The organism is Pectobacterium sp. CHL-2024 (genome assembly GCF_044751765.1).
Classification (GTDB): Bacteria; Pseudomonadota; Gammaproteobacteria; order Enterobacterales; family Enterobacteriaceae; genus Pectobacterium; species Pectobacterium brasiliense.
In genome coordinates, this window is the sequence record NZ_JBIXKO010000002.1 from 199,975 (window position 1) to 221,955 (window position 21,981).

The following is a 21,981-nucleotide window of genomic DNA, read 5'->3' on the forward strand; positions in this document are numbered from 1 at the left end:
CCGGACAGTTCAGTGAAGGACCACTCCTGGCGTCACGGACAGGCACAGTCCTGTCTTGACGATATTCATGATGACTTCAACATAAAGGATACGATGATGTTTACATACCTTCCGGGCAAACGGGGATGGCTGATAATCGGGCTGTTGACCACTTTCTCCGCGCACTCAGCAACCGAGTTCCCCACTCAGGTTAACTGGTTCTCCTTAAAAGCGCTTGGCTGGACCAACACTGATGGGATAAGTGACGACGAGTTGGGCCGCCGAATATACAAAGGCAGAGCGATTTTTAACTATCCCTGGACTGAGCAGTTTTTTGTCAGAGATGGCACCGGTCCACTGTTTCTGGCGAATAAAAAGGCCAAAACCCTTTCCTTGGTGAAAGTAAATACGCGGTCACAATCACCCGGTGACCTGGAGGTCACTTATCGTGGTAACAAAACCAGTAACTGTACCTATGAAATTACCGACAAAAAGACCTACTTCAATGCCAATTTTGCTGACGGCAAACCCGAGCAGCCGACGTTATTGCTGAGCATTCCAGAGAAGTGTATCGACCAGAAAAAGATGGCAGAAATTCAGGCACAGAAACGCGAACAGGAGCAGAAACTGGGTAAATGGCTGGTCGACGGCGTGAACAAAGAGCACTACCGCCGTTACGGCTACTGACCCTGAGACGTGTCTATTCACACCAAGGAGCCCGTATGAAAAACATTTCTTCACTTCTGCTTGCAGGCGCACTGTTGTTGCCGCTATCCGCACAGGCTGTACCGAACCTGTGGAGTGCCGACTCTGGTCAGGGTGTCACCGAATATCGGATAGCCAATACCGCAGGAAGTGTCTTTACCGTTAACTGCACCGGCAACCCTGACGAGGACAACACGCTGCAACACAGCGTGGCGGTGTCGCCCGTGAATGGTCAAGGTGTTGATTCCCATTTTTCCACCGAGGTGTATATCGTCGTCGTTATCGATGACCAGCAGTACGGTATTCCGTCCTCACTGGGGTGGCGCAATGCGGATAATGCTTGGTTCGCGTTTATTGAAGCAATTGGCCGCGCAACGCAGTTTGACGTTTATCTCAATGACCGGCATGTGGGTGCCTGGGAGCCCAGGCAAAAGAACGTGCAGAAGGTGCTGGCTGATATCGCGTCGTGTGCCACGACACACCGGGAATAATCGGGAGAGGTAACGCTATGCCCATTATTGCCATCATCGTTATTGTCGTGGTTGTCATTGTCTTAAGTAAAACCGGTATCTCGGACAGCCTTATTGGACTGGTTATCGCCACCGTTGCAGGGTTGCTAACTGGCAGCGGAACCGCAGGCGTTACCAGCGTGGCACTGACACCGTTTCTGGGTATCCCGATAGGGCTGTTTGTCGGTGTAACCGTATTCGCCAAAGTACTGCGCTGGTTTTCCCGACGCTAGTGATAGCGTTAACCACACAAAGTAAATCCATCCCTGCCCCTGTTGCTTATGCAGCGGGGGCATTTTATTTATTAAGGAATCACCATGTCATGTAATTCATTGGCAAGCAGTGTTGCCTCCAGAGAGCAGCGCATCATCCAGATGGCGTTGTGCCTGTTGGAAAAACGGGGGCGTAAAAACGCACGCCAGTTCAAAACCTCGGAGGACACCAAAAGCTGGTTACTGCTGGAACTCAGCAGTCTGGAGCGTGAGGTGTTTATGGTGTTGTATCTGGATAACCAACACCGCCTGATAGAGAAGGAAGTTATCGCGCTGGGCGGCATCAACAGTACCGAAGTGCATCCGCGTGAAATCCTCAAAGCTTCACTGCGCCATAATGCCGCTGCCGTGATATTGGCTCACAATCACCCCTCCGGCTGGGCAGAGCCCAGTCAGGCTGATCGCCATATCACCGACACACTGAAAAATTCCCTCTCACCGCTTGATATCAGAGTACTTGATCATCTGGTTATTGGCGGCAGTGAGGTGGTGTCGTTTGCTGAACGTGGTTGGCTGTGATGACCACATTTACCACCGTGTTTTTATAAGGAAGCTATCATGCCATCATCGGATATCCCGGAATGGGGACTAAAACGTGCCGTTACGCCGCAATTCGGAGCCAGGCTGGTTCAGGAAGGTCACTATCTTCATTATCTGGCAGACCGGGCCAGCGTTGTCGGTACGTTCAGCGAAACGGAAGCCCGTCATCTGGAACAGATCTTTCCTGAGCTGATTAAGCAGTTGGAACAAAAACTGCGCTCAGGTGAGTTGAATCCCCGTCAGCGGGGTTGCGTCACGCTGTATTGTAACGAATGGACCTGTGAAGCCGATACGCTGGGCAGTTTTGGTTATATGTATATTGTTATTTATCCCACTTCTGCTGCAACACACTAATCCACAGTTTCTCTAGTCACCTTGTACATTCCCCTGATTTCATTGTTCTAATCTGAAGAGAGTATAGCCATGCAAACAACACCTGCAATCCCGTTACGGGAGGATCAATCCTGCCCGCCACCCATAGCCGTCTGGCAGCAACTTCTGACCTATCTGTTGGAAAAGCACTACGGCCTCACGCTGAATGACACACCGTTCTGCGAGGAGAACGTGATTCAGGAGCATATCGATGCTGGCATCACGTTGGTAAATGCCATCAATTTTCTGGTGGAAAAATACGAACTGGTGCGCATTGATCGCAACGGTTTTAACTGGCAGGAGCAATCACCGTTTCTCACGACTGTCGATATTCTTCGCGCCAGACGTGTAACAGGCTTACTTAAGGCATAAAGATCCCGAGCTGTTTTCCAGTAACACCACACCAAACCTATTTATCTCTCTCCCCGATGCATAATGCGCCAGCCCTTACCGGCTGGCGCATTTGCTTTTATGTATGGACCACAAACTATGCAAACTGAACCCGAGGTTTTGACCGAACACACCGAGCTGATTTGCTCGACCAATATCGAACGTATCGTTGCCGGACGTGATGCTGCGCTGCAACAGATAGAACAACTCCTCAACCAGCTAGGGGCGATCTCAACACTCACAGCGACTATTGGTGGCGGCACCGCTGAAGACTGGGCGTTAAAGCAGGGGCATCGCTATGATTGCTGGCTAACAGAAGCACCCAACAAGGCGATGCCAGCCATCACCCGCACGTTGGATCGCAATATCTGGCGCGACCTGATGTTGAAATCCGGCATGTTGTCGCTGATGGATGCTGAAGCTCGCAGCCAGTGGCATAAAAATCTCGATGAAGGGGAGCTACCGGTCATCAGCGAAGCCAATATCCTCAGCACCTTTGAGCAACTTCACCAGAGCAAGCGGGAGGTATTCGAACGTGGCGTAATTAATGTATTCAAAGGATTGTCCTGGGATTACAAAACCAATCATCCTTGTTACTTTGGCAAGAAAATTATTATTAGCAATCTGGTGACATACAACCGTTGGGGCTTTGGTCTGAACTGGGGCTGGCGACGCGATCAACTGGCCGATCTAGAGCGTATGTTCTATCTGCTGGATGGTAAACCGATCCCCGACAATCGGGGCGATGTCACCATCCGGCTAATGGATCATATCCGCGATAATCCGCATCAGCAGGAATACGAGGATGAGTTCTTCAGCGTTCGTTACTTTCAGAAAGGCACCGGGCATCTCACCTTTAAACGCCCTGACTTGATCGATCAGATGAATGACATTATTGCCAAACATTATCCGGGGATGTTGGCGGCCAGGTAATCACGCCCGAAGAGATTTCATCCCCTCCCCTTTATTTACTTTCAGGAAAACAATTTAATGAATACGTTATTTTCTGCACAAGGTGGGTTTTATCAGGTCCATAATATCGCCGACGCACCACCATTGCCCAAACACATGGAAAATCAAAACTGACGTTTCCACTAACGAATGGAAGATAGCCGTGAATTGGATTACCGAACATTTAAGCTCCTTCGGACCACAAACTGATTCATCAGAGATCAATCCCCAGCATCAGAAGACCTGGGATAGCTGGTTTGACGGTGAAGATATAACGCACGATTTCATTCCGGAGCGAGAACAACCAGACGCACAAACCAGAGATGACAACTGACACTCATGTCTATCGTCTCCCTACCCTGCAACACCTTAACGTCGACACAAAACGACATGTTGGTATAAATGTTGGTATAAAATTTATCGAACACGATTTATTCATTTAAATTCAATACAATGAATAGCCAATTCGAATCCTGTAGGGTCTCGAAACGTCCACTCAAGTCTACAAAACCCCGTTATATTCATTGATACCACTAGGATTTTCTGTCGCTGAGGTCAACCCAGCATACCGGAAATCAAGTCGATGTTGGGAAGCCCGCCAAGCTACAAGATAAAGAATACAAACTCACTGAGAGTGCAGACCTTTATCTTCTGATAAAGCCGAATGGAGCCAAATATTGGCGTTTGAAGTACCGCGTTGCAGGGAAAGAGAAAAAATTATCTATCGGTGTTTATCCTGATATTTCGCTGGCAGAGGCGAGACTAAAACGGGAAGAGGCTCGAAAAATTGTCGCTTCTGGTGGCGATCCTAGTGAACGATAAACCCACCTCTGACAACCGTGGCAATATCTCTACGCGATTGATGGAACATATCCGGGAGAATCCGGCTAAGGAAACTTACGAAGATGAATTCTCCAGTATTCGTTACTTTCAGAAGGGAACCGCGCATTTGACCTTCAAACGCATGAAGTTGGTTGAGCGTATGAAAGACATCATAGCTAAACACTATCCAAAAATACTATCGAGTAAGAAAACCAAGGTACGTACACTTAGTAAAAACATGACAATAACGTAAACATCAGATGAATGGATTTCTATGAATAATATTAATAATGCTAAACGGATTTTAGATGAGAATACCAAAGTGCTTTATGGCATCTTTGGTGTCATTAGTTCTTCTGGCTATTTCCCACCTTTGCCCTTTCTGAATGAATTCTTTCTGGTTGGCAGTGATCCATGTGATCAAGATGGAAGAATGGGTTGTTGGCGTCCATTCACCCTTATACTCTCGGAATATGAAGTGGTAAAGGAATGGTGGTTTGTATCTCACCCAGATACAGTTGAGTCACGACTTGGTTGTGAATGTTGGGGGGATTGGGTTCAAGAGATCCTCGAAATGTAAGTGTAAGCCCCCCAATAAACCGAACCATTCACTTTAGACGGCTCAGTACAACAATCACTGAGCCGGCAACGTTTACGCTATTGAACTCGCCAGTCGCTAAAGTAATGACCGATCGCGGAAGGTTGGTCGAGAGGAGCGGTGGCGGCTATATAGCCATCTGGCCGAACTAACAGATATTGATCGGAATAGGGACTACTTCCCGTTTCAACGTGCAGGACATTGACGATATCAGGCAGTGATGCCGGTACCGTCGCCGCGCCAATGATGAGCAAACTGTAATTGCGATAATTTAAATGTGAGTAAATTCTGCCCGACTGACTAGATTGAGAATCACGCCACATAAAATCATGCAGCCTTTCGCCAACACGCCCTTCGGTTCCGTAGCGAACGCCCATTCCCGTGATGTAACCCGCACGTTTTTCGACAATCTTGACGTAATCATCGGCATGGGTGCCTGTCTCTGAGGTTTTGGTTGAACGCACGAGTTCCGCTGACGTTTTTACGACTTCCAGCGCGACCGCTTTTCGCTCCGTTTCATAAGTCTGTAATAGCGTTTGGGGCGCATGGTGATGGGTAATCATCGCGATTTTCCAGATGAGGTTAAATGCATCAGCCAACCCGGTATTTAACCCTTGCCCACCATTCACCGAGTGAATATGGCTCGCATCACCAGCAATAAACAATTTATTTTCAAGGATGTAGTGTTCTGCTACAGACTCTTTAACCGAGAATTGTGAATACCACTCAATCGATTTGAAGCGCAGACGGTGTGGTTGCAGAGCATGGTTAATTTTATCTATCGCCTGCTGTTGCGTGAAGTCCTCACTCTCCATCTGGATATAGAAACGATCAATCTTACCTTCACGTGGTATCCAGGCGACATCCGCGGTTTCTGCTTGGAAAACAATAATTTCCGGTACTTTTGAGAAATCAGTTTCTATTTCGCCATCAATCACTGCCCAGGTAATTTGTGGTCGAGTGATCTCAAACGGGATAGCAAAGTGTTGGCGCACAAACGATCGTGAACCATCTGCACCAACCAAATACCGGGAACGCACGGTCTCACCGCTGGTGAGCGTGGTAAGGCAGCCGTCGTCCTCCAGCACAATATCTTCCACAGAAGTATTACGGCGCACGGCACTCTTTAGTTCGGTGAGCTTATTATCGAGCGCTTGTTCCACATAAGCCTGACCAATCATTAAAAAATGCTTGTGGAAACAGCCTTCTAAAGCATCCCACCAGGTAGATTGGCGTGAAATAAATTTACCTTTTGACCAGACTGAGCTGGTATTGCAGGTTTTGCCCAAGGGATAAAGCTCGTCGAATAAACCGATAATTTCAAACAGCTGCAAACTACGAGCGTTTAGTGCATCAGCACGGCCTACTGTTAGCGGCCCTGATGATTTATCGATAATGACGGTACTTAAACCTGACAGCTGAGCAAGATAGGCACAGGCCAGGCCGACAGGCCCGGCACCGATAATCATGAGATCAACATGCTGTGGTTTCATGACGGCTGCACCAAATGTGGGTTAGTCAGCGGCTGTTTAGCATGGATATGCACTCGGCGCAGATGACGGCCACTCTGGCTGGCATAAGATTCACGACCGTGTAATAACGAGTAGTTATCTGCAATGACAATGTCGCCGCTTTGCCATTGATGAGCATACTGAACCCGTGGATCATATAAGGCATTTTGCAAGCTGCTGAGTAATTGCTCTTGCTCTTCAGGTTCAATACCGGAGAAGTGATAAGTAGATGGGTTCAAGAATTCTTTATCACCAGCAATCGGTGGCTCACAAAAACGAATGACGGGATGAGTGCGGTAAGGGTGTTGCTCGATAATAGGAGCCTGCGCGGTGCTGCTGTATAGCTCGACGGCGCGCTGATACTGACCTGTTGCACGCTGCCACAGCGCTTTGGTTTCGGGTGACGCCAGACGTAACGCCGTAGTGGTACTCGAAAACGTGGTTCGCCCACCCTGCCCTTCGCCAACGGCTGAGACGCATTGAAAGACTTGTAGTTCCGGCACGGTTTTAAGGTACATGCCGTCCCAGTGCAAGGGAACATAGTTATTAGCAAAGATATGGTCGGTCGCATCGGGTTGTTCAACCAGCTCCAACACGGCACCAAATGGCCATTGCATAATGTCACCAATGGCTGCGCAGTATGTTGTTAAATTTTCTGCACTCGTAAAGCTATCAAAACCCCGCAGTACCACTAATTGTTCATTCTCTACTAATGTACGCAGCCAGGTAGGCGATAATTCACCAATATGCACGCCTGACTGTTTAGGCTCAATACGCACACCAAAATGACAGGTTTCACCTTGAGAATGGGTTAAAGGTTGATAATCAAAGCGATCTTCTAAAGTGAATGAGTCCATTTTACTTCTCCGTGTATTATCCATTGCTGAAAGATCTTTTCAGATAATATCGGCAACAAATATTCAACACCACGGATACAATTTTAATAATTAGGAGGGTTTGAATAGAGAATCACTGCCCTCCTCTTTTCACTACTATCTAATGATGTAATGGACCTTGATACTCCCCCACAATTAAAAAACCCCAGATAAACCTATCCGGGGTCTTTAAATAACGAGAAAAAACCGTCGCCGTTTCAGGCTTAGCCGCGGTTCTCTTCGATGTAGCGAGCCAAATCCGCTGGGGTTTTCAGAACGGTGGCGACTTCGGTTGGCGGGATCACGCAGCCGTAAACGTCCTGCACTTCCAGCACCAAGTCGACCGCCAGAATAGAGTCAAGAATATCGGACTCAATCAGCTCATCGTTAAAGCCCACTTTACGGGATAAGATCTTTTCAAACAGCGCGAGTATTTCTTGTTCCATCATTTTTTCCTGAGTCATTAGATCGTGCGGGCATGGCTGTCCAGCAGTTTACGGTCAATTTTGCCGTTAGGATTAAGCGGCAACGCATCTTTGATAATAATTTGGGAAGGCACCATGTAAGGCGGAATCACCTTCGAGAGCGATGTTTTAATCGCTTCTGGCGCTAAGTTCGTCACGCAGAACGCCGCGATGCGCAGAACACCACCGCCCGATTTCATCAACGGCAGAACCACCGCTTCGCTGATGTCGGATATCGCCAGCAGACGATTTTCAATCTCATTGATTTCAATACGATAGCCATTCAGTTTGATCTGGCTGTCATTGCGGCCCTGACAGTACAGCAGCCCGTCTTCATATCCCAGGTCGCCGGTTCTGTAGCCCCGGAATGCTTCGCTCTCCCGATGCAGCAATTTCTCCGCATTCTCTTTCGCCAGCCCAAGGTAGCCGCGCATCACATTTTTGCCCCAAATGATCAGCTCGCCCTCAGACGTAATTTCCATTCTGGAGTCCGGCATCATCGCCCCCACCGGCAGCAGATCGTTTTCACTGTGCAGGATTTCATCGGTGATTTCGATGACAGTGGTCGCGATGGTCGCTTCCGTTGGGCCATAGGAGTTGAGAATTTTGGCATGCGGGAAGCGACGGCGTAACTGTTTTACCAGCGCCTTATTTAGCACTTCGCCAATGAATACGAAGACATTAAGTTCAGGTAAATATTCACTGTTGAACTGGGGGGAAAGCAGCCTCTGGTAGGCAAAAGAGGGCGTTGACACCCAGACGGAAACACCGTTGTCTTTCAGGCGATCGAGCCAGTTTTCTGCCGCGATATCCTCTTTCGCATTCAGGACGATGTGCCCTCCCGTTGCCAGATTCGCCAGCAGCGGGATCAAAGAGAGATCGAAACTGAACACTGCATGATTCATCAGCACCGGCACGTCCGGCAGCGAAAAGTCCTGACGCACCCACTTCATAAAGTGCCACAGACTTTCACGCCCGATCTGCACCCCTTTCGGCTTTCCGGTACTGCCGGAGGTAAACATGATATAGGCGAGATCTTGCTCGACCAGCGCCTGCCCTTCCTCACCGGTCGCAATAAACTGTCTGGTCGCCACATCGTAATAATAAGGGGCGCTCGCCAGGTGGCAAATCTCTTTAAGCCGCTCCTGAGGATAGATGCAGTCCACCGGAATATACGGGATGTTATGCAGCAGACAGCTATAGATCGCCACGGCAAACTCCGCCTGCTGATGCCCATATAACACCACTGGCGCTCCCGCGGGCTGCCGACATTGCTGATAGCGATGCGACCAGTCTGTCACGGCGACGGAGAGCTGCTGCCAGGTCATCGCATCATCGCTACCGGTAATCGCCAACTGATCTGGGTTCGCGGGGTCGAGTAATGCCGCACGGAGGAAGTCTTGTAGTTCCTGAAGTTCAGAGTTAAGGATCATAGTGGGGACATTCCGCTAAAGATGTAGAGGGAGGCCGCGGCGCTTGCCAGCGTCAGAATTCGACCGATGAACGCAATAACCGGATGATGCAGACAATTGCTCAGCGCCGGACTGCGTTTGGCTGACCACTGCAGCATGTTGTGGGCAACGGAAATGGCGCCAAACAGTGCGCCGCTGATGACATAGTGTCGTTCAAGCCCGTTCCATGCCCCCATACAAAACAGGGTGCAGAAGATGCCAATATTCTGTGCCAACGTTTTGTTCTGTCGGAAAAAATCGAGCTTCATCAGATTCATATAAATCGGCATAAAGACCACATCTCGCAGCCATTCAGACAGGCTGATGTGGAAACGCCGCCAGAAGTCCTGCGGGTTTTTCGCCAGAATAGGCATATTGAAGTTCGCCGGAATATTCAGGCCAAATAAGCGCCCCGCCCCGATAGCCATATTGCTGTAGCCAGCAAAATCAAAATAAAGGTAGGCGCTGTAGGCGAGCGACATCACGACACCCACGCTTAACGTAAACGGGCGCTGGCTCCACGACTCAATCACCAGATTATTGATCAGCATGGCGAATAAGAACTTCTGAATAATGCCGGTAAAAATCTGCTCCATCGCCACTAAAAACTGTTCACGGGTCAGCGTGAAGACCGGTTTATTAATGTCATTAACCCATGTCCGCCAGCGATACATCGGACCAGCCAGAATAATAAAAGGCATAAAGAGGTAGCAGAAGTAGTGCAGGAAATTCTGGCCATCTTTTTTACTGCGATAAAGCAGGACATCAATGGCGCGGAAGGTCATAAAGGACAGGCCGATCATGCCCCAGTGGTTATTAAGGTGTAATTTCACCAAAAACAGCGGCAACAGCGTCAGGCTGACCGCCTGCCAGGTTTTTAACCACCCTTTCTCTTTTAAGGTGACGAGAAGATAAAAGCTCAGGAACACCGCCACGGGAACAACGTAGTCCCCCTGGAAAATATATCCCCAGCCGAATACCGCCAATACGGAGAAGGCAGATAAATACGTCAGCCGATAACGGAATACGCGATTAACCAGCGCAAACAGTAACGCGGATGAAAACAGAAAGAAAAAAAATGCCCCGGAACTATACATCATTCATCCTTCAGAATTTTTGATATTCAAAATGCACTTTTAAACTCATGCTTTCATCAACAGACGTCCACGCGACGATGGTGACTGCCAGAAAGAGATAAAGGAAAAAAAGGCGAATGGCAGTTTTCATCATTTAAAACTCTCTGCAATAAATTGATCCATCGCGACCCATGCCGGATCGGTTGGATGCAGGCGATCCCAATTCCAACCGTTCTGATAAGGCTGCGCATACATATCAAAATAGCGAACCTGATTCTCTTCCAGCATCGATCTGATCTGGCTATCCACTGGCTGGAATTTCTCGGAATTCTTAATCGCCCACGGATTAATCGGATCGACAATGACCACAAACTGGGCGTTGCGCGCCTTCAGCAGTTTGATCGTCGCTCGTAATGCCTCCATCTGCGCCGGAACAATCGGCGCGTCATCCCACTCTTCCCGCGTTGGATCGTCTGCAAAAACAGACTTATCCATCCACAGAGTGTCTGCACTTTGCTGACGGGACTGGTTTAGCACACGAGCCTGACCCAACTCGCGACTCCAGTCTGGCGTCATGTTGGCGGTTGGCTGATGCGGCCACGGTTGTGCGGACTGAGGGACAATACGTAATATCGACAGCCAATAGTTTTTTATCAGCTCACAAAAATTAGCAAATTGATAACTCACTTCCTGCCAGATAATTTGTGGATCCCAGCCATAGACCTTCATTTGGCCGAACGTTAAATGACTTATCTCTTCTTTATCGATATGTTGTAAGTAATTGACCAAAAAGGGACGCGTCTGGTCATCCTGCATCAGCGGCTCAAAAATAGATGCGGGAAAATTGTTGGCAAAAATGGCAGGCGGAATACCGTCTGAATAAAAGCTATCGGGTGCCAGCAGCAAAACAACTTTACTGTTCGCGTTAAGTTCATTTTTAAAACGTGAGAGCAGTAAAAAGTGCGTGACGTTATCGACATAGCTATCGCCATAGGCCACGACCGGACGGTGTAGTTGGTTATTAAAGTAATTATAGACAGCGTAATGTTCATCTTCAGATGTAGAGACCTCGGAAGCCCCAAGAAAGAAAATCGCATTTCCCTGTAAAGCATGGGAAATAGTGGCTATCTTTTCCTTTTGTTCCTTTACCGTTCCTTCCATGGTTTTAATCAGCGGCTGGAACGTTAGCGCAGGATCAACGCTCTTCACCAACGGGGGAACGCTAAGAAACAGGATGGCAAGGGTAGCCATCAGGATATGTAGGCAGAGAGTATTTTTGATTTTCATTATAAAGTAAGGCTACATGATATTTATTGTTTGAAAGTTGTGAATTTTTATCTTCACAGTAAATCGTCCCCTGTATTTTTGGATTATATACCAGGCTTATCGCCGATGATGAGCGTTGCTGTGTAACGGTATGTACAGTGTTTATGTCCGTCACAGAATAAGGCTGACGAGCCCCGCGCGATCGAGGCAGGAGAAGGGCTCTCCTGCATCCATTATCACTTACGTGGTTTGAATATGCGGTAGTAAAGAGCGGTGACGGACCCCGTGCGTTCAGGTTTGTTAGGGGTTTTAGGGATGATGATGTTCAAGAATCCTTGGTGCGATGAATAAGTACGAATAGCGTCATCCCGGCTTTCCTTTTTATTTCATCTGACAAACCATTCTCTTAATGTTAACTTAATGTATTCGCAATATTACGGATTCGCTCGGTATTCCTCATCACGTTTTACAGGGCTATACGTAATTGCAAAAACTAAAAGGAGAATCGATGAAAAATTATCAGGCCACTCTCCCTCGGCTATTAATCGTCTCAATAACCCTGTTTGTTATCGCCTGCTCATCCAGCACGAAAAAATCCCCTACTGATGAAACGCCAGCGTGTATGAAATATCGTTCTATGATGACGGCACCCTTGCCACCAGCGGAAATGATGAGGCTAAAAAATCAGTGCGAGCAATCAAGACATTAATGCGGTGGTATGTTCATCAGAGCCAGCATCGATCCGATGTATTTTACAAAAAATACGAACGCCTTCAAATAAATCCACTTCCCCTCAAGGTAACGCTAGCCAAATAGCGGTCATTATTAAAAATGGCCGCTATTCCCTTCAATTCGCGGCCCGTTCTAGATCGCCATAAAATGAATAGGGATAGCCATTTTCCAGCCATTCAGCATCGTCAATAACGCAAACATCATCTTCTATATAAATATCTGATGCCATTATTTTTATTGCGAAACCATTAGTTTTGTATTCCGAGCGATAATTATCATAGGTAATTTCGCCTCTGCCGAAATAGTCTTTGAGTTCTTCCCGCCATAATAGCTCGATCTCTGCACTAAACGGGCCGCTCCCCATTTTCCCTTTCAGGCTGGCGATAATCTTTTTCTTCTCAACAAAGCCCCACCGCACGGCATCCAACGTCCAGGCATCGTCACTAACACTAAACTCACCAGAAAAAATCGCTAAAAGCGCGTCATTATTATCAGAACACATTTCATTTCCTTGAATATTCAAAATTTGTCAGTGGAACCGATTATCTCAAACGCTTTTTAATCGCCTGACTTACAGCCCAATAACCCAATCCTAACGCGGGTAGCGCAGCGCTTCCACAAACAGTGAGAAGGCAGTGGTATGCTGTTTGCGGCTGGGATAATACAGGTAGTAGCCGGGGAACGGTGGACACCATTCCGTCAGCACCCGCATCAGACGCCCGCTGGCAATGTCATCTCGCACCGAATCTTCCGGCACATAGGCCAGACCGAGCCCGATGAGTGCCGCATCGATCCGCTGGCGCAGGCTATTCATGGTCAGCTGTCCCTCAACGCGGACCTTGATTTCCCGACCGTTTTTTTCAAATTCCCATGCATAGATGCCGCCCATCGTCGGCAGACGCAGGTTAATACAGCGGTGATGCTGCAAATCCTGTGGCGTCGCGGGGGCAGGATTGCGTGCGAAATAGTTCGGGGAACCGACAACCGCCATGCTCATTTCTGGTGCGACACGCACGGCAATCATGTCTTTTTCCACCTGTTCTCCCAGACGAATGCCCGCATCAAAGCGGCCGAGAACAATATCGGCTAAGGCGTTATCTACCGTGATGTCGACGTTAATATCGGGATAATTCGCCAAAAATGGCTTTAACACCGGCCATAATATTGAATCAACCGCATGCTCCCCCGCCGTGATACGAATATTCCCCGCAGGCCGTTCGCGCATGTCGCCCAGCGCTACCAGCTCGCTTTCAATATCCGCGAAGTGCGGGCCGAGGCTATGCGCCAGCTTCTCTCCCGCTTCCGTCGGTGCAACGCTGCGCGTGGTTCGGGTTAGCAAACGCACACCAAGCCGCTCTTCAAGGCCGCGAATCGAATGGCTTAGTGCCGACTGGGACAGCCCGAGCTTCGCCGCCGCTTTAGTAAAACTACGTTCTCTTGCCACCACAAGGAACGAAATGAGGTCATTAAAATTTTCTTTTAACATCAGAGTGTCCGAAGAGTGGTGTCATGGATGATGTCCATGTGAAACGGTCAATCACGAATTAAGCCACGCTGAAAATCAGCAGCGGGACATAACATCCCCGCATTACGCGGCGTAATTAATGAATATAATTCATAGCCGCTTGCTGGTTTTGTCCTCTGGTGCTTCTCCGTAAATCGCAGTAACGTTTTGCACAACCGCTGTCTTTCATCTTTCAGCAACCCTGAATGGTTCAATCACAGCGAATCTTTCAATCACTACAAATTCTTCAATAACAGCTACGCTTTCCATGAGATGACTCACCGCCTCTGTCGTGATGTTATCCATGTTAGCCTTGGCTGTGATTGCCGGAACGGAGGAAAAATTGAAAATTACCCGCAGTGGTTCACACCCGTCCCAACCTGGCTCGGAAAGCTATTTTTCCGGCAACGTACGTATCGACGCGCCCTTTCAGGGCACCGCCCCGGCTCGGGTTGGTGGCGCGACCGTCACCTTTGAACCCGGTGCCCGCACAGCATGGCATACCCATCCACTCGGTCAGACGCTGATCGTCACACAGGGTCGGGGCTGGCTTCAGGAATGGGGCGGCGAGATTCAGGAAATCAATCAGGGCGATATTGTCTGGATACCCGAAGGCGTAAAACACTGGCACGGCGCGACGGCACAAACCGCGATGACGCACATTGCCATTGCCGAATCGCTTAACGGCAGCCCGGTTGAATGGCTGGAAAAAGTCAGCGACGAGCAGTACGGAAACGGGAAATAGCATAAGGAGAACGTCGCTATAAGCAAAAATAGCGACGGGTAGAAACAGCAAAGCCACTCAGCGTGAAACTGAATGGCTTCTTCCTTTGCTCCGCGATGCGGCTAGCGCATGTGGAGATTGACGCCAGAGACCTCTTTTCTGAGTTCAATAATCTCTTCAGCCAGCTCACGGCACAGCATCGCATTCATCAGATGATCCTGCGCGTGCACCACGATAAGTTCGATATTGGCTTTTTCCTTACTCTGGTTGCCAATAAATCCGGTCTGGATCAACTGCGCCCGGTTCAGCGCCACCGCCGCCATTTTTAATAATTCATCGACGTGATCCCACTCCCCTCGACGAGCGGATCTCAGTGCTTCCATTGCGCAGGAACGTGTTTCGCCAGATTTAACGATAAGCTCAATCATCCGCGTTTCTACATCCATTTTTCCATCCCCCCGAATATCAGTTGCTGTGTCATCTTTTTGTCGGTCAATTAACCCCAAATTGCAGACAAGCGCACGTGACACCGAAGCAAGTACGGTGCATTTGTTGTATCGCTACTCACAGCCTGCAGAGTAAATATAGATGATCAATCAGGATTTGTTTCTGTAAATCATGACGTTATGTCTCATTTCCGATGAAATAAATTTCACAGAGACGTCAGCCTGTTTTTTAGACGATAGATTTATACAAATTCATACTACGACACACCCTGAAATAAAGTGATGACCGAAAGATCACACCCACCGGAACCTTAATTTAACCTTAAGAAATGGAAATAATAATAACTATCATTATTATTATCAATATGTAGAATCCATCGTCGACTGCCGCTACATATCGGCCTGTGTCGCTAAAATAGCGTAGCTATCGTCAGTGACGCAGGGCTTCCCATGTCAGCCAGCCATACGCAAACACGACAGGTATTAATAAGGGTAAATACTATGAAGCTTAGTTTTGGATTGCTGAGTTCTGCCGTTTTATTCGCTTCCGGTTTGGCTCTCAGCGCATCGGCAACCGCAGCAGAAAACGATGAAGGGATTGTGATTTACAATGCCCAACATGAAAACCTCGTGAAATCCTGGGTTGACGGTTTTACCAAAGAAACTGGCATCAAGGTGACGTTGCGCAATGGCAGCGACACCGAATTGGGCAACCAACTGGTGCAGGAAGGGAAATCCTCCCCTGCCGATGTGTTCCTGACTGAGAATTCACCGTCAATGGTGCTGGTCGATAACGCCAATCTCTTTGCTCCGCTGGATAACGCGACCCTTGCTCAGGTGCCGTCTAACTATCGTCCATCCCACGGTCGCTGGATCGGGATTGCCGCACGCTCCACCGTCTTTGTTTACAATCCGGCCAAATTTACCGACGCTCAACTGCCGAAATCCTTAGCCGATCTGGCGAAGCCTGAATGGAAAGGCCGCTGGGCCGCGTCTCCATCCGGTGCAGATTTTCAGGCCATCGTCAGCGCCTATCTGGAGCTGAAGGGTGAGCAAGCCACACAGGCGTGGCTGAAAGGCATGAAAGAAAACTTCACCGCCTACAAAGGTAACAGCACGGTGATGAAAGCCGTGAACGCTGGCCAGATTGATAGCGGTGTGATCTATCACTATTACCGTTTTGTCGATCAGGCTAAAACCGGCGAAAACAGTAACAACACGAAGCTGTACTACTTCAAGCATAAAGATCCGGGCGCGTTCGTCAGCATTTCCGGCGGCGGCGTACTGGCATCCAGCAAACATGCGAAAGACGCACAGGCCTTCATTAAGTGGATTACCGGCAAATCCGGTCAGGAGGTCTTGCGCACCAACGATGCCTTTGAGTACGCCGTTGGCGTCAACGCGGCCTCAAATGACAAACTGGTTCCGCTGAAAGATCTGGATGCGCCGAAAGTCGATGCCGCCAAGCTCAACAGCAAAAAAGTCGTGGATCTGATGACGCAAGCTGGCTTGCTGTAACGCACAGGTTTTAATGCATAGTTTTTAACGCACAGATTATTGCGTATGGGTTATAGCACATCGATGTCATAACCCCCTTTCATCAGGGCGTTCGCGCCCTGATGAATCCTAACCTGAATGCCCGCTCAGCGTGGCTTCACCGTCTTAAAATATCGTCCTGACGAGGCAGCTACAGGCCGTATGACAAACGTTAGCTACAGCGAAACCACCCCGTTCACCGCCCCTTCTACGCCATTACGCAAGCCAGCCGCGTTGCTGACCATCGTCGCCCTGACGCTATCCCTGCTGGGGTTTATTCCGCTGGGCTTTGTGATTGGCGTGAGTATTGATACCGGTTGGGAAACGGCGCGTGCGCTGCTCTTACGCCCTCGCGTCGGCGAACTGCTGACCAACACGGTGCTGCTGGTTGTTCTGACGCTGCCGATTTGCACGGTGCTCGGCGTGCTTTTGGCCTGGCTGACGGAACGTACTACCCTGCCCGCCCGACGCCTGTGGTCCCTGCTGCTCACCGCGCCGCTGGCAATACCCGCATTTGTACAAAGCTATGCCTGGATCACGGCCGCGCCCGGCCTGCATGGTCTGCCCGCTGGCGTGTTTTTATCCGTCGTCGCCTATTTGCCGTTTGTGTATTTACCCTGTGCTGCGACGCTGCGACGGCTTAATCCTGCGCTGGAAGATGTCGCGGCTACGCTGGGCGTGCCTCCCATTACCGTATTTTTCCGCGTGGTGCTGCCGCAGCTAAAGCTGGCTATCGGCGGCGGGCTGCTGCTGATTGCGCTGCATCTGCTGGCGGAATATGGCCTGTTTGCCATGATCCGCTTCGATACCTTTACCACCGCGATTTTCGATCAGTTTCAGTCAACGTTTAACGGTCCGGCGGCTAACATGCTGGCTGGTGTGCTGGCGCTGCTGTGCCTGTTTCTGCTGTGTGCGGATGCCCGCGTGCGCGGCGTCACGCGCTATGCCCATGTCGGTTCCGGCGCGCCGCAGGCTGTCACGCTGGTACGCCTGTCGCTGCTTCCGCTGTTGCTGGCTCTGCTGCTACTGGCGACGCTGGTGCTGCTGACGCTCGGCGTGCCTTTTATTACGCTGTCTCGCTGGCTGTGGTTTGGCGGCAGGGAGGTGTGGCAGCGCCGCGAACTGCTTGATGCCTTTCGCCAGACCATGATGCTGGCGCTGAGCGGTGCCGCACTGACAACGCTGGCGGCGATCCCGATGGCCTGGCTGACTATTCGCCACCCCAGCCGCCTGTATCGGTTTCTGGAAGGGTGCAATTACATTACCAGCTCTCTGCCGGGTATCGTCGTCGCGCTGGCGTTGGTGACCACCACGATTCACATCGTCAGGCCGCTCTACCAGACTGAATTCACCGTGCTGCTGGCTTACCTGTTGATGTTTATGCCACGGGCGCTGGTTAATCTACGCGCCGGTATCGCACAGGCTCCAGTAGAGCTGGAGCAGGTCGCCGCGAGTCTGGGGCGTTCACCGTTGCAGACGTTAATGACCGTGACCGTTCGGCTGGCCGCGCCTGGCGTAGCAACAGGTGCAACGCTCGTCTTTCTGGCGATCGTTAACGAGCTGACCGCCACGCTGCTGCTGGCTCCCAACGGCACCCGCACGCTGGCGACTGGCTTTTGGGCGCTCACCAGTGAGATCGATTATCCGGCGGCGGCACCCTACGCGCTTATTCTGGTCCTACTGTCGCTGCCGTGGACCTGGTTTCTCTACACGCAATCACAAAAAATGGCGGGGCTGTAATCATGTTGGAACTTCATCGCGTCAGTAAAAGCTTTAACGGGCGCACCGTGCTGTCTGACATTCATCTGACGTTAGAAAACAGCCGCCGCACGGCGATTGTTGGCCCGTCCGGTTCGGGGAAAACCACGCTGCTGCGCCTGATTGCCGGGTTTGAAAAACCGGATACTGGCGTCATCACGCTTAACGGACAGACGCTCTGTGATAACGGGCTTTCCGTGCCTGCCCATCAGCGCAGAATCGGCTACGTACCGCAGGACGGCGCGCTATTCCCGCATCTTTGTATCGCGGACAACATCGCATTTGGGCTCAAAGGCTCGAAGGCAGAAAAACAAAAGCGCGTGGATGAGTTGATGGCGCTGGTGTCCCTTCCGGCGCATTTGCAGAAGCACTCGCCGCATGAGATTTCCGGTGGTCAGCAGCAGCGTGTTGCACTGGCTCGCGCGCTGGCGCAGCGCCCTGCATTAATGCTGCTGGATGAACCCTTTTCCGCATTAGACACCGGCCTACGTGCCGCCACCCGTAAAGCGGTGATGGACGTATTGCAGCAGGCTAATGTGGCATCGATTCTGGTGACTCACGATCAGGGAGAGGCGCTGTCCTTTGCTGACCACGTTGTCGTCATGCGCGACGGCCAGCTGTCGCAATCCGGCTCGCCGTGGGCGCTTTACCACCAGCCCGCCAATGAGGACATCGCGACCTTCCTTGGCGAAACGCTAATTCTCGATGCACAAATCGACGGCGGTCAGGCTGACTGTCTGCTTGGACGCATCGCGGTAGATCGCCCAACCGCAAGCGGGAAGGCAAGAATCATGCTCAGACCGGAGCAAATCGCGATTCTGGATGCTGGGGTTAATAACGATAAGGTTGATAGTAATGAGGCAAATAGCACAGCAACGATTCGCGCAACTATCCGTAAAGTTGATTTTTCCGGCTTCGTCTCGACGCTGACGCTGCACGTCCACCACGCAACAGCCGACATCATTGAACTGAAAACCGTCAGCCACGCCGCTTTTGCCGTCGGCCAGCAGGTCAGCTTGAACGTGAACGGTACGGCACACGTTTTCAGTCAATAATTCTCTATCGCTAGCAGTATGCGCAGGCGGCTTATCGCGCCGTCTGCGCGTTGCGACTCACCAGCCAGACGCCCAGCAGAATAATCAGGACGCCGAGGTTTTTCCGCAGGCTCATCGGTTCGTTCAGCCACGGCAGGAAAACCGCCGCCAGATAAACCACCGCGTAGCTCAGGCTAATTAGCGGATAGGCGCGGCTTAGCGGCAGGTAGCGCAGCACCATGAACCAGCACACCATCGATAGCCCGTAGCAGAGCATCCCGAACAGCACCGCAACCGCAGGCCAACCGGCCAGCAACGTGCTGAGCGACGGCCAGTGCGCGAGGGAAATGCTCGGCAGCGCCAGCATCCCGCTTTTCATTAACACCTGCGCGGTGCTGGCAAGCACAATGCTGCCAAGCGCCCAGACATAGCCCATTTTCGCCATCATCCCCCCTGCATCAGATAGATACCGGTGACAATCAACGCAATGCCCCACCAGTGATGTTTGTCCACACGTTCGCCAAACCCGTAGTGCGCCAGCAGCGTGACCAGAACAAAATTGATGCTCAGCAGCGGATACGCCACGCCGAGCGGGATATGCTGCAACACCACAAGCCACAGCAGCAGCCCGATGCCGAGCAGCAGAGCCGCCAGCATCAGCCACCCCAGCGTCACGCGTCGACGTCGATCCGCGGGTAAACGCCGCCAGCACTCCGCTGCCCGTTTCTGGCACAGCTGCCCCAGACTGGTCAGCAGGCAGACGATAGCCACCAATAGATAACTCATGGCGCTATCTGCTTATAAAACAGCAGCACGTAGCGGTGCGATTTTTTCAGCTGATCGGGGGCAGGCAGACTGCGGTATTCCTCATCAGTATCCCTATCGACCTTCAGCACCAGCGCGACATTTCCGCTACGCCGTTTCTCCGCAAGCCAGGCCGGGAAAGCGCCCTCATCCACAAAGCGGTCAGTGGAATCGGCGTAGCCCAGCCCGTAGTTCAATTCGCCCCGCGCTTTGAATAAGGTGATATCGCTGCGCTTCAGCTCCCACGCCAGTCCGGCCGCCAGCCCAACCTCATCGCTCAGCACATAACGGCTCTCCTCCAACAACGGTTGATGGCTACGAATAAAGGTTTGAGGGTTCTTTGAATCGACCACGCTCGCCGGAATACTCCCGCCAACGAGCAGCGCCAGAAATAGCGGACAACCCGCCACCAGATAGCCCCGCGTTCGCGGTTTCCTGAGGCTGACAGCCGCAAAGGCAACCCAGCCGATAAAGCAGACGACGCCCGAGACGATGGTCAGCCCTTCTCCCGGTTGATAGACATGCGGCACGATGATGCCGAGGCCCAGCGCGGCAACGGCGAGCGCCAGTACGCTGCCGAAAGCTATGTTGATCCAGCTATTGATGCGCAATACACGTTCACGTATTGCGGGTGCCAGCCCGGAAATCCACGCCGCCATCAGCAGCGCCAGCGGCGCAAAGCACGGCAAAATGTAGGTCAGCAGCTTGCCTTTAGCGATGCTGAAAAACAGCAGCGGCATCACCATCCAGCACAGCAGGAGGAACCGTTCCGGGTTCGCTTTTCGTTCGCTCCAGCCGCTGCGCAACGCGCCCGGCAGCAGCGCCAGCCAGGGGAATGCGCCGACCATCAGCACTGGCAGGTAATACCAGAACGGCGCTTTATGCTGCGCATCGTCTTCCGCAAAACGCTGGATATGCTCGATCCAAAAGAAGTAGTGCCAGTAATCGGCTTCTCGCGCATGCACCGCCAGCGCCCACGGCGCACTTAGCAATACCGCGACGACAATCGCCAGCGGCCCGAACAGTAGCAGCTCCTTAATGCGCTTTTGCGCCAGCGCCACCGGCAGCACGCTGATGACCGGCAAGGCCAGCGCCAGAAAGCCTTTGGTCATGAATCCCATGCCGCAGGCCAGCCCCATCAACCCCCAGGCCACGAGCCGTTCGCGCGTCAGCGTGGCGCGCTGAATCAGCACGTGGCTGAACAGCGCCGCCGTCATCCAGAGCGTCACCATGGGATCGAGCACGCTGTAAGTACCGATGCCATACACCAGCAGCGAGGTCAGATAGATCGTCGCCGCCAGCAGCGCGGTACGCTGGTTTTTCCACAGCAGCATCGCCAGCCAAAACACCAACAGCGCGCTCAACCCGGTAGACAACACCGAAGCAAAGCGCACGGAAAAATTGGTATGACCTAATAGCCACTGGCTGATGTTATTCAGCCAGTAGCCCGCAACAGGTTTCTCAAAATAGCGAATACCCAGCAAGTGCGGCACGATCCAATCGCCACGCTGAAGCATCTCGCGGCTGATTTCGGCATAGCGCGTTTCGTCCGGTGACCACAGCCAGCGGCCGTTAAGCGGTAACAGGTAGAGCAAAGCAAATAACACCAGTATCGCGGTGCTTTTCAGCTTTATCATGCCTTTTTCCATGCTATCTCCTGCT

The 21,981-nt window shown here is 51.1% G+C and carries 24 protein-coding genes and 2 pseudogenes; 14 read left to right on the plus strand and 12 right to left on the minus strand.

Features of this window, described 5'->3' with window-relative positions; genetic code table 11:
* Positions 1-96: 96 nt before the first annotated feature.
* The 10 genes and pseudogenes from ACIPUG_RS05835 to ACIPUG_RS05880 all read left to right on the plus strand — a co-directional run bounded on the left by ACIPUG_RS05835 (position 97) and on the right by ACIPUG_RS05880 (position 5,120).
* Positions 97-666 carry a hypothetical protein gene (locus ACIPUG_RS05835; protein ID WP_039308205.1) on the plus strand — a complete coding sequence of 190 codons (570 nt, stop codon included), beginning with the start codon at positions 97-99 and terminating at the stop codon, positions 664-666.
* Positions 667-701: 35 nt separating this feature from the next.
* Entirely contained in the window at positions 702-1,175 is a 474-nt protein-coding gene (locus tag ACIPUG_RS05840) for a hypothetical protein (protein ID WP_400337803.1), read from the plus strand.
* A 17-nt stretch (positions 1,176-1,192) separates the two neighbouring features.
* Entirely contained in the window at positions 1,193-1,426 is a 234-nt protein-coding gene (locus ACIPUG_RS05845) for a hypothetical protein (RefSeq protein ID WP_400337806.1), read from the plus strand.
* 84 nt (positions 1,427-1,510) lie between these two features.
* Positions 1,511-1,984 carry a DNA repair protein RadC gene (gene radC / locus ACIPUG_RS05850; RefSeq protein WP_400337809.1) on the plus strand — a complete coding sequence of 158 codons (474 nt, stop codon included), beginning with the start codon at positions 1,511-1,513 and terminating at the stop codon, positions 1,982-1,984.
* 39 nt (positions 1,985-2,023) lie between these two features.
* Entirely contained in the window at positions 2,024-2,359 is a 336-nt protein-coding gene (locus ACIPUG_RS05855; RefSeq protein ID WP_400337812.1) for a type IV toxin-antitoxin system YeeU family antitoxin, read from the plus strand.
* A 69-nt stretch (positions 2,360-2,428) separates the two neighbouring features.
* Positions 2,429-2,749, plus strand: a complete 321-nt coding sequence (locus ACIPUG_RS05860; protein WP_039503067.1) for a TA system toxin CbtA family protein — start codon at positions 2,429-2,431, stop codon at positions 2,747-2,749.
* 117 nt (positions 2,750-2,866) lie between these two features.
* The gene (locus ACIPUG_RS05865) at positions 2,867-3,700 is read left to right on the plus strand and encodes a DUF4942 domain-containing protein (RefSeq protein WP_400337814.1); all 834 of its coding nucleotides are present in this window, start codon (positions 2,867-2,869) and stop codon (positions 3,698-3,700) included.
* A gap of 567 nt (positions 3,701-4,267) precedes the next feature.
* Positions 4,268-4,534: pseudogene (locus tag ACIPUG_RS05870) on the plus strand (Arm DNA-binding domain-containing protein); the annotation flags it as partial.
* 4 nt (positions 4,535-4,538) lie between these two features.
* Positions 4,539-4,793 (plus strand): annotated as a pseudogene (locus ACIPUG_RS05875) (DUF4942 domain-containing protein); the annotation flags it as partial.
* Positions 4,794-4,814: 21 nt separating this feature from the next.
* The gene (locus tag ACIPUG_RS05880; protein WP_205543545.1) at positions 4,815-5,120 is read left to right on the plus strand and encodes a hypothetical protein; all 306 of its coding nucleotides are present in this window, start codon (positions 4,815-4,817) and stop codon (positions 5,118-5,120) included.
* A gap of 77 nt (positions 5,121-5,197) precedes the next feature.
* Here the strand turns inward: ACIPUG_RS05880 and ACIPUG_RS05885 are convergent, their stop codons facing one another.
* From ACIPUG_RS05885 to ACIPUG_RS05920, 8 genes are all read right to left on the minus strand, one after another.
* On the minus strand, positions 5,198-6,631 hold the full coding sequence (locus tag ACIPUG_RS05885; protein ID WP_400337817.1) for an FAD-binding protein: 1,434 nt from the start codon (positions 6,629-6,631) through the stop codon (positions 5,198-5,200).
* Positions 6,628-7,506 (minus strand): TauD/TfdA family dioxygenase, encoded by an 879-nt coding sequence (locus ACIPUG_RS05890; protein ID WP_080163492.1) that lies wholly within the window; start codon positions 7,504-7,506, stop codon positions 6,628-6,630. The genes ACIPUG_RS05885 and ACIPUG_RS05890 overlap by 4 nt, the downstream gene beginning before the upstream one ends.
* 242 nt (positions 7,507-7,748) lie before the next feature.
* Positions 7,749-7,970, minus strand: a complete 222-nt coding sequence (locus tag ACIPUG_RS05895; RefSeq protein ID WP_010300175.1) for an acyl carrier protein — start codon at positions 7,968-7,970, stop codon at positions 7,749-7,751.
* Positions 7,971-7,987: 17 nt separating this feature from the next.
* Positions 7,988-9,421, minus strand: a complete 1,434-nt coding sequence (locus ACIPUG_RS05900; RefSeq protein WP_039284692.1) for an AMP-binding protein — start codon at positions 9,419-9,421, stop codon at positions 7,988-7,990.
* Positions 9,418-10,536, minus strand: coding sequence for a cytochrome c552 (locus ACIPUG_RS05905; protein WP_039520449.1), 1,119 nt, complete (start codon positions 10,534-10,536; stop codon positions 9,418-9,420). Before ACIPUG_RS05905 ends, ACIPUG_RS05900 begins: the two co-directional genes overlap by 4 nt.
* 129 nt (positions 10,537-10,665) lie before the next feature.
* Complete coding sequence (locus ACIPUG_RS05910) at positions 10,666-11,802, minus strand: D-alanyl-lipoteichoic acid biosynthesis protein DltD (RefSeq protein ID WP_400337821.1); 1,137 nt, start codon at positions 11,800-11,802, stop codon at positions 10,666-10,668.
* Positions 11,803-12,628: 826 nt separating this feature from the next.
* Positions 12,629-13,015, minus strand: a complete 387-nt coding sequence (locus ACIPUG_RS05915; protein ID WP_205605722.1) for a hypothetical protein — start codon at positions 13,013-13,015, stop codon at positions 12,629-12,631.
* 90 nt (positions 13,016-13,105) lie between these two features.
* On the minus strand, positions 13,106-13,999 hold the full coding sequence (locus ACIPUG_RS05920) for a LysR family transcriptional regulator (protein ID WP_039273617.1): 894 nt from the start codon (positions 13,997-13,999) through the stop codon (positions 13,106-13,108).
* A gap of 322 nt (positions 14,000-14,321) precedes the next feature.
* Between ACIPUG_RS05920 and ACIPUG_RS05925 the strand changes: the two genes are divergently transcribed.
* The gene (locus ACIPUG_RS05925; RefSeq protein ID WP_320742746.1) at positions 14,322-14,762 is read left to right on the plus strand and encodes a cupin domain-containing protein; all 441 of its coding nucleotides are present in this window, start codon (positions 14,322-14,324) and stop codon (positions 14,760-14,762) included.
* A gap of 101 nt (positions 14,763-14,863) precedes the next feature.
* Here the strand turns inward: ACIPUG_RS05925 and ACIPUG_RS05930 are convergent, their stop codons facing one another.
* On the minus strand, positions 14,864-15,187 hold the full coding sequence (locus ACIPUG_RS05930; protein WP_010280285.1) for a PTS lactose/cellobiose transporter subunit IIA: 324 nt from the start codon (positions 15,185-15,187) through the stop codon (positions 14,864-14,866).
* 501 nt (positions 15,188-15,688) lie between these two features.
* Here ACIPUG_RS05930 and ACIPUG_RS05935 point away from each other — a divergent pair.
* From ACIPUG_RS05935 to ACIPUG_RS05945, 3 genes are all read left to right on the plus strand, one after another.
* On the plus strand, positions 15,689-16,705 hold the full coding sequence (locus tag ACIPUG_RS05935; protein ID WP_400337825.1) for an iron ABC transporter substrate-binding protein: 1,017 nt from the start codon (positions 15,689-15,691) through the stop codon (positions 16,703-16,705).
* 180 nt (positions 16,706-16,885) lie between these two features.
* On the plus strand, positions 16,886-18,463 hold the full coding sequence (locus ACIPUG_RS05940; RefSeq protein ID WP_400337828.1) for an ABC transporter permease: 1,578 nt from the start codon (positions 16,886-16,888) through the stop codon (positions 18,461-18,463).
* A 2-nt stretch (positions 18,464-18,465) separates the two neighbouring features.
* Positions 18,466-19,536, plus strand: coding sequence for an ABC transporter ATP-binding protein (locus ACIPUG_RS05945; protein ID WP_400337831.1), 1,071 nt, complete (start codon positions 18,466-18,468; stop codon positions 19,534-19,536).
* 31 nt (positions 19,537-19,567) lie between these two features.
* Here the strand turns inward: ACIPUG_RS05945 and arnF are convergent, their stop codons facing one another.
* From arnF to arnT, 3 genes are read right to left on the minus strand one after another with little or no spacing between them, the layout of a single operon-like run.
* The gene (arnF, locus tag ACIPUG_RS05950; RefSeq protein ID WP_205533481.1) at positions 19,568-19,960 is read right to left on the minus strand and encodes a 4-amino-4-deoxy-L-arabinose-phosphoundecaprenol flippase subunit ArnF; all 393 of its coding nucleotides are present in this window, start codon (positions 19,958-19,960) and stop codon (positions 19,568-19,570) included.
* Positions 19,960-20,301 carry a 4-amino-4-deoxy-L-arabinose-phosphoundecaprenol flippase subunit ArnE gene (gene arnE, locus ACIPUG_RS05955; RefSeq protein WP_052901827.1) on the minus strand — a complete coding sequence of 114 codons (342 nt, stop codon included), beginning with the start codon at positions 20,299-20,301 and terminating at the stop codon, positions 19,960-19,962. Before arnE ends, arnF begins: the two co-directional genes overlap by 1 nt.
* Positions 20,298-21,968 carry a lipid IV(A) 4-amino-4-deoxy-L-arabinosyltransferase gene (arnT, locus tag ACIPUG_RS05960; protein ID WP_400337835.1) on the minus strand — a complete coding sequence of 557 codons (1,671 nt, stop codon included), beginning with the start codon at positions 21,966-21,968 and terminating at the stop codon, positions 20,298-20,300. The genes arnE and arnT overlap by 4 nt, the downstream gene beginning before the upstream one ends.
* Positions 21,969-21,981: the final 13 nt, after the last annotated feature.